This window comes from Enterobacter sp. SORGH_AS_0287 (assembly GCF_031453695.1).
GTDB lineage: Bacteria > Pseudomonadota > Gammaproteobacteria > Enterobacterales > Enterobacteriaceae > Enterobacter > Enterobacter ludwigii.
In genome coordinates, this window is the sequence record NZ_JAVIZW010000001.1 from 2,389,850 (window position 1) to 2,403,777 (window position 13,928).

The 13,928-nt window shown below is 56.3% G+C and carries 13 protein-coding genes; 6 read left to right on the forward strand and 7 right to left on the reverse strand.

What is annotated here, in order from left to right; all coding sequences use genetic code 11:
• Positions 1 to 3: 3 nt before the first annotated feature.
• Complete coding sequence (locus QE396_RS11395; RefSeq protein ID WP_032681515.1) at positions 4 to 1,065, reverse strand: efflux RND transporter periplasmic adaptor subunit; 1,062 nt, start codon at positions 1,063 to 1,065, stop codon at positions 4 to 6.
• Positions 1,066 to 1,171: 106 nt separating this feature from the next.
• Complete coding sequence (locus tag QE396_RS11400) at positions 1,172 to 3,880, reverse strand: cation-transporting P-type ATPase (RefSeq protein ID WP_020885130.1); 2,709 nt, start codon at positions 3,878 to 3,880, stop codon at positions 1,172 to 1,174.
• 488 nt (positions 3,881 to 4,368) lie between these two features.
• On the opposite strand from QE396_RS11400, the gene QE396_RS11405 reads away from it, so the two are divergent.
• Positions 4,369 to 4,617, forward strand: coding sequence for a DUF1158 domain-containing protein (locus tag QE396_RS11405; protein ID WP_020885131.1), 249 nt, complete (start codon positions 4,369 to 4,371; stop codon positions 4,615 to 4,617).
• A gap of 60 nt (positions 4,618 to 4,677) precedes the next feature.
• Here the strand turns inward: QE396_RS11405 and QE396_RS11410 are convergent, their stop codons facing one another.
• Together QE396_RS11410 and QE396_RS11415 are read right to left on the reverse strand one after the other, a co-directional pair.
• Positions 4,678 to 5,019: a RamA family antibiotic efflux transcriptional regulator gene (locus QE396_RS11410; protein ID WP_020885132.1), complete on the reverse strand. Its 342-nt coding sequence runs from the start codon at positions 5,017 to 5,019 to the stop codon at positions 4,678 to 4,680.
• 32 nt (positions 5,020 to 5,051) lie between these two features.
• Positions 5,052 to 6,155, reverse strand: coding sequence for an MBL fold metallo-hydrolase (locus tag QE396_RS11415; protein ID WP_309951105.1), 1,104 nt, complete (start codon positions 6,153 to 6,155; stop codon positions 5,052 to 5,054).
• Between the two features lie 190 nt (positions 6,156 to 6,345).
• On the opposite strand from QE396_RS11415, the gene QE396_RS11420 reads away from it, so the two are divergent.
• The 3 genes from QE396_RS11420 to nfsB all read left to right on the forward strand — a co-directional run bounded on the left by QE396_RS11420 (position 6,346) and on the right by nfsB (position 8,069).
• On the forward strand, positions 6,346 to 6,936 hold the full coding sequence (locus QE396_RS11420) for a TetR/AcrR family transcriptional regulator (RefSeq protein ID WP_020885134.1): 591 nt from the start codon (positions 6,346 to 6,348) through the stop codon (positions 6,934 to 6,936).
• A complete protein-coding gene (locus QE396_RS11425) occupies positions 6,926 to 7,294 on the forward strand; it encodes an MmcQ/YjbR family DNA-binding protein (protein ID WP_020885135.1) in 369 nt (122 codons plus the stop codon). Before QE396_RS11420 ends, QE396_RS11425 begins: the two co-directional genes overlap by 11 nt.
• Before the next feature lie 121 nt (positions 7,295 to 7,415).
• On the forward strand, positions 7,416 to 8,069 hold the full coding sequence (nfsB, locus tag QE396_RS11430) for an oxygen-insensitive NAD(P)H nitroreductase (protein WP_020885136.1): 654 nt from the start codon (positions 7,416 to 7,418) through the stop codon (positions 8,067 to 8,069).
• A 121-nt stretch (positions 8,070 to 8,190) separates the two neighbouring features.
• Here the strand turns inward: nfsB and QE396_RS11435 are convergent, their stop codons facing one another.
• Both QE396_RS11435 and QE396_RS11440 read right to left on the reverse strand, forming a co-directional pair.
• Positions 8,191 to 9,225 carry a hypothetical protein gene (locus QE396_RS11435; protein ID WP_020885137.1) on the reverse strand — a complete coding sequence of 345 codons (1,035 nt, stop codon included), beginning with the start codon at positions 9,223 to 9,225 and terminating at the stop codon, positions 8,191 to 8,193.
• Positions 9,222 to 10,091: a helix-turn-helix transcriptional regulator gene (locus QE396_RS11440; protein ID WP_014168966.1), complete on the reverse strand. Its 870-nt coding sequence runs from the start codon at positions 10,089 to 10,091 to the stop codon at positions 9,222 to 9,224. The genes QE396_RS11435 and QE396_RS11440 overlap by 4 nt, the downstream gene beginning before the upstream one ends.
• Before the next feature lie 107 nt (positions 10,092 to 10,198).
• On the opposite strand from QE396_RS11440, the gene QE396_RS11445 reads away from it, so the two are divergent.
• Positions 10,199 to 11,635: an MFS transporter gene (locus QE396_RS11445; RefSeq protein WP_020885138.1), complete on the forward strand. Its 1,437-nt coding sequence runs from the start codon at positions 10,199 to 10,201 to the stop codon at positions 11,633 to 11,635.
• 66 nt (positions 11,636 to 11,701) lie between these two features.
• Positions 11,702 to 12,946 carry a mechanosensitive ion channel family protein gene (locus QE396_RS11450; RefSeq protein WP_020885139.1) on the forward strand — a complete coding sequence of 415 codons (1,245 nt, stop codon included), beginning with the start codon at positions 11,702 to 11,704 and terminating at the stop codon, positions 12,944 to 12,946.
• Here QE396_RS11450 and QE396_RS11455 read toward each other — a convergent pair whose 3' ends face one another.
• Positions 12,947 to 13,918, reverse strand: a complete 972-nt coding sequence (locus tag QE396_RS11455) for a LacI family DNA-binding transcriptional regulator (RefSeq protein ID WP_020885140.1) — start codon at positions 13,916 to 13,918, stop codon at positions 12,947 to 12,949.
• Positions 13,919 to 13,928 lie beyond the last annotated feature (10 nt).

The following is a 13,928-nucleotide window of genomic DNA, read 5'->3' on the forward strand; positions in this document are numbered from 1 at the left end:
TCCTTAATTCAGTATCTGCACGGCTGCGCCAGGCTGTACGCGCTGGGCACCGTCGGTGATCGCTCGCTCACCGGGATGTAAGCCGGATGAAATCTCAAACTGCTGGCCAATCTGTCCGGCAATCTTCAGCGGGCGTTTTTCGGCTTTGCCTTCTGCGTTTACCACCCAGGCAAAGAATCCCTCGCCGTTTTGCTGTACCGCCGCAGCGGGCACTGTCAGCACCGGCTGCGCGCTTGCCGGACGCAGGTAGACATTCACATTGCCGCCCGGCAGCAGCTGATGGCGCGGGTTGGCAAATTCAGCGCGCAGCATCACGCTGGCGGTACGCGGGTCGATACGATTGTCCACGGAGGTCAGTTCACCGCTCAGGCGCTGACCATTGCTGTCAATCCGCGCCTGCCAGGCGCGCTTCAGGGCGCTGATATCCGCATGTTGTCCGGCTTTGGTGGCAAACGCCCCCTCTTCCAGCGCAAAGGCGATACGGATCGGATCAAGCTGCACGACATCCACCAGCACGCCGCTTGACGGGTTCACCAGGCTGCCGGCATGGAACTGGCTGTGCCCCACGCGGCCATCAATCGGCGATGTGATGCGCGTGTACGCCAGCGTCACGTTACGGGTTTCGAGGCGAGCTTTCGCCTGCTCCAGCGCAGCGCTGGCGACATCGCGCTGCATGCGCGCGTTATCCACGTCGTGACGGCTGATGGCATTGCTGTTGCCCAGGCTTTCAAAGCGTGAAAGCTGCTGCTGCGCCTGACGCAGCGTGGCTTCCGCGCTCTTTACCTCAGCCTGTGCCAGACGCACGGCGGCGCGTGGCTCGGCATCGTCCAGCTCAAACAGCACGTCACCTTTTTTCACGTATTGTCCGTCACGGAAATGAACCTGGGTAATCACGCCTTCCGTGCGCGCTCTTATCTCGACGGTATGAATGGCTTCAATGCGGCCAGGCACGTGCCGTTCAGCTGCGTGGGTCGTTTGCTCCACAACCGCCACGCGAACCGGAATGGCAGCAGCAAACGCGGGTTGAAAGAGGGCGAGGAGGACGAACAGGAGCGGGAATTTCATGGGGATGTACCTCTGATGTGTTTCCCTCACCCCGGCCCTCTGCCCAATGAAAGGGAGGTCAGCATCCCCTCTCCCGGCGGGAGAGGGTTAAGGTGAGGGCAAAAGGTTATGCAGCCTTACGGAACCTGCGGGTCAGTCGCTTCTCGATTTCTACAACGAAGAACATCACCGCGGCTACCGCCAGCGTGACGAACCAGTAGCGCAGAGGCAGCGCTTCCGTGCCGAAAAGCATCTGCATAAACGGCAGGTAGATGATTGCCGCCTGGAGCAGGAACAACACGCCTGTGACCAGCCAAATCCCTTTGTTCGCCAGCAGGCCACGGTTCAGGGAGAACCCTTCAGTGTTGCGGCAGTTAATCATGTATACCCACTGGGCGCAGACCAGCATCTGCAGCAGCACGGTACGGATGAACTCCGCGCTGTGGCCGCGCGGTGCCAGCCAGGCTTCCAGCGCAAATGCGGCGATGGCAATCATGGTCCCGACGAAGGCCACGCGCCATACGGCGTACGCATCCATCACGTGCTGTCCGGTCTGACGCGGCGGACGCTTCATGATGTTGCGCTCAGCGGCTTCAAAGGCCAGGCCAAAGGAGAGCGTGGCGGAGGTTGCCATGTTCATCCACAAAATCAGTACCGGCGTCAGCGGGATAATGTTCCCTGCCAGCAGCGCAATAACAATCAGTAACCCCTGCGCCAGGTTGGTCGGCATAATGAACAGAATGGTTTTCTTCAGGTTGTCGTAAACGCGACGCCCCTCTTTTACCGCGCTGGCGATGGTGGCGAAGTTATCGTCGGTCAGGACCATGTCCGCCGCCTCTTTGGTCACTTCGGTGCCTTTGATGCCCATTGCGATGCCCACGTCCGCCTGGCGCAACGCCGGAGCGTCATTCACACCGTCGCCGGTCATGCCCACGATCTCACCCTTGTCCTGCAGGGCTTTCACCAGGCGCAGCTTATGCTCCGGGCTGGTACGGGCGAAAATGTCATATTTCACCGCGGCGTCTGCAAGCTCAGCGTCGTCCATTTTCTCCAGCTGGTAGCCCGTCACCGCCTGCTCGCTGTTGGTGATCCCGAGCATCTGGCCGATGCTCATTGCCGTCTGCGGGTGATCCCCGGTGATCATCTTCACGCGGATCCCGGCCTGCTGGCAGGCATGAATCGCATCAATCGCTTCAGGACGCGGTGGATCCATCATTGCGGCAATACCGAGGAAGATCAGCCCGTGATTCAGATCGTCATGCGTCAGCGCCTGCTCACCGTTCGCCGGTTTGAACGCCGCGGCAACCATACGCAGCCCCTGGCGTGCATAGCGCTCCATCTCGGTTTCCCAGTAAGCGCGGTCGAACGCTTCAGCGCCGTTACGGGCCTGCTGCTGTTTACACAGCGCGAAAATCACGTCCGGCGCGCCGGTAATCAGGATGTGCTCCTCGTGACCAATCTGATAGTGGGTGCTCATGTACTTGTACTGCGAATCGAACGGGATCTTGTTAATCAGGGTGGTCATCACCGGCTCAAGATGCGCCTTCGCCGCCAGCACCTTCAGCGCCCCTTCGGTCGGCCCACCGGTGATGCCCCACAGACCGCGTTCGTCCTGAATCAGCTGGCTGTCATTACAGAGATCGACAGTGCGCAGGTACTGCTCCAGCACGGTGCCCGGCTGGATCTGCATCGGCTCGTCGCTGCCTTCCAGATAAATGTTCCCCGCCGGCTCGTAGCTGTTACCGTCCACGCGGTAGCAACTGTCGGCAGTAATGATGGCTTTCACCGTCATCTCGTTCATGGTCAGGGTGCCGGTTTTATCCGAGCAGACCACGGTCATCGCCCCCAGGGTTTCAACCGTTGGCAGCTTGCGGATAATCGCCCGCTTGCGTGCCATCGCCTGCACGCCAAGAGAAAGGATGATAGAAATAATGGCTGGCAGACCTTCCGGCACGGAGGCGACCGCCAGGCTAATCAGAGAGAGCAGCAGCTCGCCCATGGGGATTTCGCGGAACACCAGGCTGAAGACAAATAGAGCCGCCATCATCGCCAGAATAATGGCGAAGATCGCTTTCCCCAGCTTGTCCATCTGCACCAGCAGCGGCGTACGATGCTTTTCAATACCCGCCATCATCTGGTTAATGTGGCCAAGTTCAGTCTCTTGCCCGGTGGCAATGACCACGCCAATGCCGCCCCCTGCACTCACGGTCGTACCGGAAAAGACCAGGTTAGTGCGGTCGCCCAGCGGTAATTCACCGGTCAGCGGATTAATGTGTTTATCCACTACGGTAGATTCGCCGGTCAGAATAGCCTCTTCCACGCGTAAATTATGCGCTTCGATTAAACGCATATCCGCCGGAATACGATCCCCCGCGCGTAATACAATAATATCGCCCGGGACTATTTCAGTTGTCGGTAGCGTTTCATGGTTGCCATTGCGAATGACGCGCGCTTCGCTGGAGAGCATATTGCGAATACTCTTCAGGGATTTTTCCGCATTGCTTTCCTGAATATGGCCAATTAACGCGTTGATTACCGCCACACCGAGGATAACCAGCGTATCGACCCAGTGGCCCATAACCGCGGTTAATACCGCCGCGGCAAGCAGAACGTAAATCAGTACATCATTAAAATGGGCGAGAAAACGTAGCCAGGCGGGCTTGCCTTTTTTCTCCGGCAACGCGTTAGGGCCATAATGATGCAGACGTGCCTGCGCTTCAGCACGGTCGAGGCCGCTTGCCTGGCTCTGCTTGTTAGCAAGCACTTGCTCAACGGTCTGCTGATACGCCTGCCCACCAGCAGGTGGCATGTTCTGAGAGAGATTTTTTTTGGTCATCGTATTTTTCCTTCAATATACGGTGGACGGAAGCCTGAATTCCTTTCTGGCTTTAATAAATTCATTTTTAAGGCTTGCGGGTAAAATTGATCTACCGCAATATAATTACTGCCGGGATATTCAAAACTAATAAATATTATTCGAATACGATGATTTTTACAAAATATTTCTAAACCAACGCTAAACGAGGAGGAACCATGTTTGGTATTTATCGCGCACGCCGCCTGGCGTTATACATTGTCGCAGCCATTGTTATTGCCACGTTAATTGGATATAGCACTTATATGTTTGTAAAATTATTTGCATGACAAGGACATTTATTTACATAACGCGATAATAATTTAATCGCTTCTGAGAGATTATTCTCTTTCTGTTATTTATTCGCAGAAAAGTGCATTTGATTTAACAAAAAACGTCTGCCGGGTTTATATTGCTTTACGTTCCGCGATGCCGGACAATGACATTTTTAACTGACGATTAACATTAAGATGAAACACCCGTTAGAATCGCTGCTCACAGCGGGGGGCATTTTGTTGATGGCCCTGCTCTCCTGCCTGCTGTTACCTGCGCCGTCGCTTGGGCTGGTGCTGGCGAAAAAGCTGATGACGATCTTCCACATAGTCGATCTTAACCAGCTGTACACCATTTTGTTCTGCGTGTGGTTTTTACTGCTTGGCGCCCTCGAATTCTTCATCCTGCGTTTCGTCTGGCGTCGCTGGTTTTCACTGGCATCGTAAGTAAAAAAAAACCGGGTGCGGCTGCGCCTTACCCGGTCGGATTTCTGCATAACGACACGTTCAGTGTGTCCGGCTGTGGTTCTCTTTGCGGTACGCGCCAGGCGGCTGGTTGAAGGTACGGGTAAAGATACGCGTAAACGTCTGCTGCGAATCAAAGCCGTAGCGCAAACAGATATCGTAGACGCGCTCGTCCGATTCACGCAGGTCACGCGCTGCCAGCAGCAGCTTGCGTTCGCGAATGTAACGCCCGAGACTTTCTCCCTTGTACTGCATAAACAAACGCTGCAGATGCCATTTCGAGTAACCCGCGTGGCGGGCGATCTCTTCGATACGTAATGGCTGGTGCAGGTTGTCGTCGATCCACTCGACGATGGTGTCGATGACTTGAGCGGAAATGGTCATACTGCTCTCCCCCTCTGCTTCTCGCTTAAACATTATTCCCACCACTCACGAAAGGTTTGCGTGGTATCACTCACGTGAACAGGTTCACCCAGCTCCGGCGTCAGTAGCCGATAATTTTTATCTTTGCTGGCCTGCGCCAGCTGGATCAGCGGATCGTTCCAGGTGTGTTTCGCCAGCACAAAGCGTCCGTTATGACCGGGCACGACAGCTTTCGCGTTAAGGTCAGCCGACGCCTGCGCCGTTTCCGCCGGCATCATGTGAATGTACTTCCAGTCCCGATCGTACTGGCCGTTTTCCATGATGGCTAAATCCACCTCGCCGAACTGCTCACCGATGGCCCTGAAGTGCGGGCCGTAACCAGAGTCTCCGCTGTAATAAACCTTCTGCGCCGGTGTGACGAACATAAAGCTCCCCCACAGGGTTTGATCGCGTTTAATCCCGCGTCCGGAGAAGTGACGTGCCGGCAGGACGTGCACCGTTAAGTCATCACTGATGCGCACCGACTGGTTCCAGTCGCGCTCGTCGATAATTTCCGGCTTCATGCCCCAGTAGCGCAGATGAGATCCAACGCCCAGCGGAGTAACCACACGTTTCACCTTCGGCAGTAACGCCCTGATGGTGGCGTAATCCAGATGATCGTAGTGATCGTGGGAGATGATCAGCAGGTCGATCTCCGGCATGTTCTGCGCATGCCAGGGATACTCGCCCGCAAAAGCTTTATTAAGGAACGAGAACGGCGCGGCATAGTTACTGAGCACCGGATCGATCAGAATACGTTTACCCGCCAGCTGCATATACCACGACGAGTGACCGAGCCAGACCAGCGTGTACTGCTCCAGCGGCAGACTGGCGAGATCGGTTTTCACCAGCGGCAGCGGCTGCGCGGGACGGGCATTTTCGGTTTTGCGGGTCAGAAATTGCCACCACGCTACCAGCATATTTTGCTCGCCGGTGAAGCCCGGTGTCGGCAACGTATTGTGGAATTTCCCGTCGCGATACTGCGGGGAGGCCTCCACTTCGGTAAGCTGCGCACCCTGCGGTGGCTGGCCAAATCCAGGATTCAGGACAAAAGGTAAACTCGCAGCTGAAGCAATAATCATGACGAACACCACGCAGATGAATAGAGGCTTTTTCATATCCTGACCCGAAAACGCGCCCCATCCGATGGTTTACGCGGGTTGAACTTGATTATGAGTGAGTAAGCACTCATTATAGATATGATGATAAAGTCGTCAAGACGTTTTCGATCTTTGACATTGCGCGTTGCAGCCTGTCAAAGCACGTGTTTCAATCAAGGTTTTTACAATTGACAGGAGGAACAATTTAGTGGCACGTCCGAAGAGTGAAGATAAAAAACAGGCCTTACTGGACGCAGCAACCGCTGCATTTGCACAGTCAGGTATTGCCGCCTCAACGGCCTTAATTGCCCGGAATGCGGGCGTCGCTGAAGGCACACTGTTCCGCTACTTTGCTACCAAAGACGATCTGCTGAATGCCCTCTATCTGCACCTGAAGCAGGATCTCTGCCAGACGATGCTGGCGGAGCTTGATCGCACGCTCACCCTTCCCAAAGAACATACCCGCAATATCTGGAACAGCTACGTGGACTGGGGCATCCGTAATCCTGTCGCTCACGCCGCCATTCGCCAGCTTGGCGTCAGCGAGAAGATCAGCGCCGAAACGGAGCAGGCCGTGCAGGAGATGTTCCCGGAGCTGCATGAACTGTGCCGTCGTGCAGTGCGGCCGGTATTTATGTCCGATGAGTTTCGTACCTTTGGTGATGCCATGTTCTTATCGCTTGCCGAAACCACCATGGAATTTGCCACCCGCGATCCGTCCCGCGCCGTCGATTTTAAAGCGCTGGGCTTTGAAGCCATGTGGCGTGGACTCGCCTCCGAGGATATTGATGGACAGTAAATCGCTGCAGGAACACGCCAAACGCGTGGCGCTGGAACTGCCGTTCACCGAACACTGCTGGCCGTTCGGGCCGGAATTTGATGTGTTTAAAGTGGGTGGCAAAATTTTCATGATTGTTGCGGTTGCTCACGGACGACCGCATGTCAGCCTGAAATCCGATCCGGAAAAATCCCTGTTAAACCAGCAGATCTACCGCGGCGTTGAGCCGGGGTATCATCTCAATAAAAAGCACTGGATTTCACTCTACGGCACCGACGATGTTACGCCGGAACTGGTGGCCGATCTCATCAACGATTCCTGGAATCTGGTCGTCGATAAACTGCCGAAAAAAGACCAGAAATGGATCAGGCCGCGCTGATTGTTCGTCTGAGACGAACAGATTAAGCGCTCAAAATGCACTTATCTTTTCCCGCTTCGCACGGTAATCTGCACTCCTTTTCGCGCCCGCACGCGGGCGAACTTTATCACCAGGAGTTGTTATGGATATCATTTCCGTTGCCCTGAAACGCCACTCCACCAAGGCGTTTGACCCAAGCAAGAAACTGACCGCTGAAGAAGCGGAGAAGATCAAAACCCTGCTGCAGTACAGCCCGTCCAGCACGAACTCCCAGCCATGGCATTTTATTATTGCCAGCACTGAGGAAGGTAAAGCGCGCGTGGCCAAATCTGCGGCAGGCACTTACGTGTTCAACGAACGCAAAATGATGGACGCCTCTCATGTGGTGGTGTTCTGCGCGAAAACCGCCATGGACGATGCGTGGCTTGAGCGCGTCGTGGATCAGGAAGAGGCAGACGGTCGCTTCAACACCCCAGAAGCAAAAGCGGCGAATCACAAAGGTCGTTGCTATTTCGCCGACATGCACCGCGTGGATCTGAAAGATGACGACCAGTGGATGGCGAAACAGGTTTACCTCAACGTCGGTAACTTCCTGTTAGGCGTGGCCGCGCTGGGCCTGGATGCCGTACCCATTGAAGGTTTTGACGCCGCCATTCTCGACGCAGAGTTTGGCCTGAAAGAGAAAGGCTTCACCAGCCTGGTGGTGGTCCCGGTTGGACACCACAGCGTGGAAGATTTCAACGCCACGTTGCCAAAATCTCGCCTGCCGCTGAGCACGATTGTGACCGAGTGCTAAGACAAACGGGCCGCAACTGCGGCCCGTTTTCAATCACGCGTCATCTGCCTGGTTTCGCCATTGAACCAGCATCTCACGCAGACGGCGTTTTCTGCGTCTTCCCGATAAAAACGCGTAAAACTTACTTCTCCGCACGCCCGGCATGCCAGATCCGCTCCGCATACCGCCCTATCACCGCCAGCGACGCCGCCAGAATCAGGAAGAACACCACCTTGTTCATCCCATCCCAGAAGTATTCGAAGTAGCGGGTATAGAGGTTAATGGCGAGGAACGTCAGGCCAAACCCGCGCAGCATGCCGTCGTCGGTTTTCAGACTGATGTAAATACAGAGAACCGCCGCCACCGCAAACAGCAGCGCCCACGGCAGCAATGAGGCCTGGGTCACGCTGTACCAGTTATCGATATCGTAATTACCAAATATCGACATGATCCACAGGGCGACAAAGAGATACGTCAGCCCCATCGCTTTACTGGTGGTGTAGAGATGACGGGACTGCAGCACAGCGCGCAGGATCCAGCACAGGGCCAGCAGCGCGCCGCCGAAAAAGATAAAGCGCACCGGATAGTTCATCCCCAGCCAGTAAGCGCCCCAGCCGGACATATAGCCCGTCTCCGCGCCAAACCAGTTGCCAAGCGAGAGCAAGAAGAACAGCCAGACCAGCCCGGAGCGGCCGAAAAAGCCTACCAGACCATAGACGGCACAGCCGGCCAGGAACAGGGGTGCGATGTGGCCGCTGCCGTTATCCAGCCGTTCACCCAGCTGCCAGAGCGCGATGGCGGTAAACAAGACTCCGAGGAACAAAATCGCTTCGGTACTGTAATGCCACTGCGTCTCCCGCCGCTGGCGGCTGAAGCCCCACAAATAAAACAGCACGGCCAGGAGCGCCGGCAGCCCGATGCGGGCAAGGGAGGAAAAAGCGAAGAATTCGATAATGCGCGCCATCAGTTCGCTGTCCGAGAACAGGCTGCCGATGGCGATAATGACGCAGGCGAGTGCCGTCCAGAAGGCGTAGCGGCTCAGCCGCTGCCAGTCCATGGTCACGCGTTGAAGCGTACCGGCCAGCCGCTGATGGTCGTCAGCGGTTAATGTGCCTTCCTGTTGCCACTCGTTGAGTGCGCGGCGTAGCAGCCGCTCCTGTTTGCCGGTAACCTTCATTTTGCCTGCTCCGTCAGCCATTCCATTGCTCTCTCCCCGGCTTCATCTACTGGCAGATACACCAGCAACCGGGAACCGTTTCGTGGAGCAGAGTACCAGTACATCTGCTGCAGGGTAAATTCCCCAAGCTCAGGATGGGTAAACAACTTGAGCTGGTTTTCCACACCGCGCACGTCATTGCGCTGATGCCACAGATTTTTAAACTCCTCAGATACCGCAAAGAAGCGCGCCAGTTTGGCTTCCCACAGCGGGTCACCCCGGTGCTCGGCCATCGCCGCCCGGAAATAGGAGACAAAAACGGGCAGCACATCGTCACGTCTGCCGAGACGGGCGCGCCATGCCGGGTGGGTGAGGAACAGATAAATACAGTTGCGGTCTTCCGGGGGGATCGCATTGAAATCGACCCCCATCAGATGACCAAAGCTGTCGTTCCACGCCACGATGTCGAAATTGGGTTTCTGAATGCTGGCCGGTTTCGGCATTAACGTATCAAGCAGGCGGCGCGTGCCTTCGCTGATCCCTTCACAGCAGGTGGCCTGCGGTGCTTCACCCGGCGGTAGCCCGGCCAGCACAAAAAGATGGCGCGCTTCGGTCGGGGTACATTGCAGCGCTTTTGCCACGGCGGCCATCACCGCGCTGGACGGATTGACGTCCCTGCCCTGCTCAAGCCAGGTGTACCAGGTCACCCCGACGTCCGCCAGCAGGGCCACTTCTTCACGGCGCAGCCCGGGCGTGCGGCGTCGACCGCTGCGCGGCAGGCCGAGCCGCTGCGGATCGAGGCTTTCGCGTCGGGCGCGTAAAAACGCACCAAGTTGTTTTCGGGTGTCATCCTTGAGCGAGACGACGGGTTCAGACATCAGCGCCATAAATCCCCCTGCATGGTAGTGCCAGTACCAGTATAAGTAAGAACTGGTACCCGTTTATCAGATCGTTGATGCTACGACCATCTGTTGAATGACGCAATGGAGTTACCATGAATACGTCAGTCGTTTCACCGGGCCGCGCAGGCCTGATATTGCTGTTAACCGGCCAGATGCTGCCGCTGATTGATACCTCAATCACCAACGTGGCGCTGGATGCTATCACCCACTCGTTGCACGCTACGGCCACCGAGCTGGAATTAATTGTGGCCCTCTACGGTGTGGCCTTTGCCGTCTGCCTTGCCCTCGGCAGCAAGCTGGGGGATAACCTTGGCCGCCGTCGTCTTTTCATGTGGGGCGTGGCGAGCTTTGGCCTGGCCTCGCTGCTGTGCGGAATGGCAGGCAACATTGAACAACTGCTGGGCGCCCGTATTCTTCAGGGGGCTGGCGCGGCGCTGATCATGCCGCAAATTCTCGCCACCCTGCACGTAACGCTGAAAGGTACGGCCCACGCGAAGGCCATCAGCCTCTTTGGCGGCATCGGCGGCATCGCGTTTATCGTCGGCCAGATGGGCGGAGGCTGGCTGGTATCGGCGGACATTGCCGGCCTCGGCTGGCGTAACGCCTTCTTTATCAACGTGCCGATTTGTCTGGTGGTGCTGGCCATGAGCCGCCGCTACGTGCCGGAAACCCGCCGCGACACGCCATCAAGCATTGACTGGACGGGCACCGTCCTGCTGGCGATCATCCTCTGCTGCCTGCTGTTCCCGATGGCGCTTGGCCCGCAGTGGCACTGGTCCTGGCCGCTCAAGGTCGCGCTTATCGCCATTATTCCGCTTGCCGGGTTAATGGCCTTCAACGCCCGCAAAAAAGAGCGGGACGATGCGCATCCGCTGATCCCGCCGCGCCTGCTGCAGTTGCGTAGTATCCGTTTTGGCGTGCTGATTGCGTTGCTCTTTTTTAGCGTCTGGTCCGGCTTTATGTTCTGCATGGCGTTAACCATGCAAACTGGTTTGGGGATGGCGCCGTGGCAGTCTGGCAACAGTTTTATCGCCCTGGGTGTCACCTACTTTATTTCAGCGTGGTTTGCCCCGCGTCTGATTGCCCGCTACAGCACCAGTACCATTCTGCTCACCGGTCTGGCGATCCAGATAGCGGGCCTGCTGGCGCTGATTGTCACCTTCCGCCTCTGGGGAATGCACAATACCGCGCTGACGCTGGCACCCGCGACCGGGCTGGTCGGCTACGGTCAGGCGCTGATCGTGAACAGTTTTTATCGTATTGGCATGCGCGATATTCAGCCTGATGACGCCGGGGCGGCGAGCGCCATTTTGAGCACGCTGCAGCAGGCGGCGCTTGGACTCGGCCCGGCCATCTTTGGCGCGATTTTGCTGCACGGTCTGCAAAATCATCACGGAGATTACACCCAGGCGATCACCCTCTTCCTCGCGGTGGAAACTGGCCTGATGGTGATCCTCGCGCTGGCGACGCTGCGGGTTCGCCATCACCTGTGCCTGCCGGTGGTGACGACCTGCCACGCCGTCAAATAACCCTGACGAATTTGCATAATAGATCCGCAGCCGCCATTATGGGGCTGCATCAATACAGGAGACGTTATGCAGGAATTAATTGCTCAGGTTGAAGAGTTAGGCATTGAAATTAATCACACCACCTCTTTAGTGATTATCTTTGGTATTATTTTTCTTACCGCACTCATCGTTCATTTTATTCTGCACAAAGTGGTCCTGCGGGCCTTTGAGAAGCGCGCGCAGGCCAGCAGCCATTTATGGTTGCAAATCATTACCCAGAACAAGTTATTTCACCGCGTCGCTTTTACCCTGCAGGGGATAATTGTCAACGTTCAGGCGGTACTGTGGCTGCAAAAAGGCAGCGAAGCCGCGGAAATGCTCACCACCTGCGCCAGGCTGTGGGTGATGGTGTATGCCCTGCTCTCGTTCTTCTCGCTGCTGGACGTCATTTTCAATCTTTCGCAAAAGATGGCGACAGCCTCGCAGCTCCCGCTGAAGGGCATCTTCCAGGGGATAAAACTGGTGAGCGCTATTCTGGTGGGGATTTTAATTATCTCGCTGCTGATTGGTCAGTCGCCAGCCATTCTGATTAGCGGCCTGGGCGCCATGGCTGCGGTGTTAATGCTGGTGTTTAAAGACCCGATCCTCGGGCTTGTCGCCGGGATCCAGCTCTCCGCCAATGACATGCTTAAACTCGGTGACTGGCTGGAGATGCCAAAATACGGAGCCAACGGCACGGTCACGGACATTGGCCTGACCACCGTCAAGGTGCGCAACTTCGACAATACCATCACCACCATTCCGACCTGGGCGCTGGTCTCTGATGCCTTTATCAACTGGAGCGGCATGTCGGCCTCCGGCGGGCGACGCATCAAGCGTAGCCTGAATATAGACACCACCAGCATCCACTTCCTCGACGAGCAGGAGCAACAGCAGCTGATTCAGGCGAAGCTGCTTAAGCCGTACATGGCGGCGCGTCACGAAGAAATTTCGCTCTGGAATCAGGAAAACGGTGAAGGCGAATCGGTGCTGAACCTGCGCAAAATGACCAATATTGGAACCTTCCGCGCCTATTTAAATGAATATCTGCGTAATCACCCGCGGATCCGCAAAGATATGACGCTGATGGTTCGCCAGTTAGCACCAGAAGCTAACGGGCTGCCAGTTGAAATATACGCGTTCACTAACACGGTCGTCTGGGCGGAATATGAGGCGATTCAGGCCGATATTTTCGACCATATATTCGCCGTGGTGGATGAATTTGGTCTGCGTATTCATCAGTCTCCGACCGGAAACGATATTCGCTCGCTGGCTGGCGTAATAGCGAAATAATCAGGCGCTGGCGCGGGAGATAAAGCGCCAGCCCATCATCACTCTTTCTGTGGGCGCATCCGGGTTATCGATTTTATTCAACAACAAATCGACCGCCTTGCGCCCAATATCCCGCGATGGCTGTTCGATGGTGGTGAGCGAAATCATCTCCGCCAGTTCCGTACCGTCAAACCCGACTACCGCAATGTCTTCCGGCACGCGTAATCCCGCCTGCTGGATCGCATGCAATGCGCCTGCCGCCAGGGTATCGGAAACGGCAAAAACCGCGTCCGGCGGGTTTTCCTTCAGCAGGTTTTGCATCGCCGCCATTCCGGCGCCGAAGCTGAGATCGCTGGCGTATTCCACCGCCTGGTAAGCCAGATCTTTCAGGTGGATAACGCTCTTATAGCCGCGCTCGCGCAGGCGGGCATATTTATAACTCAGGTCGTGGTTAATCATCGCGATCCGCCCGCGCCCGCCGTCGGCAAGCTGGCTGACGGCATGCTGCGAGGCGTCCACATCGTTAATCCCGACGCAGGAGACCGCACCGGCATCGGCGTATTCGGCGCACTGCACCCACGGCGCGGCACCAATCAGGGCGGCCAGTTCAGGAAGCTTTGAGAAGGCATCCATGGTGATAATGCCGTCGACAATTTTACCGGACAGCAAACTCAGCCCCGAACGCGAGCGTTCAATGTCAGAGCCGGAGTTGCACAGCAGAATGCGGTAGCCGTTCTTTTCGGCTTCCTCTTCAATGCCTTTCACCACTTCGGCGCAGAACGGGTTAGCGATGTTCGACACCATTACCAGAATCATATAGCTGCGGGCAGTTCGCAGCTGGCGCGCCAGCAGGTTGGGCTGGTAATTACTCTCTTTGATCGCCTGCAGGACGCGTTCGCGGTTTTTCGCTTTCACGGTATCGCTGTTGTTAAGCACGCGAGAGACCGTTGCCACGGACACCCCAGCAAGCTGAGCGATTTTCTGAATGGACATAGCGACGGCA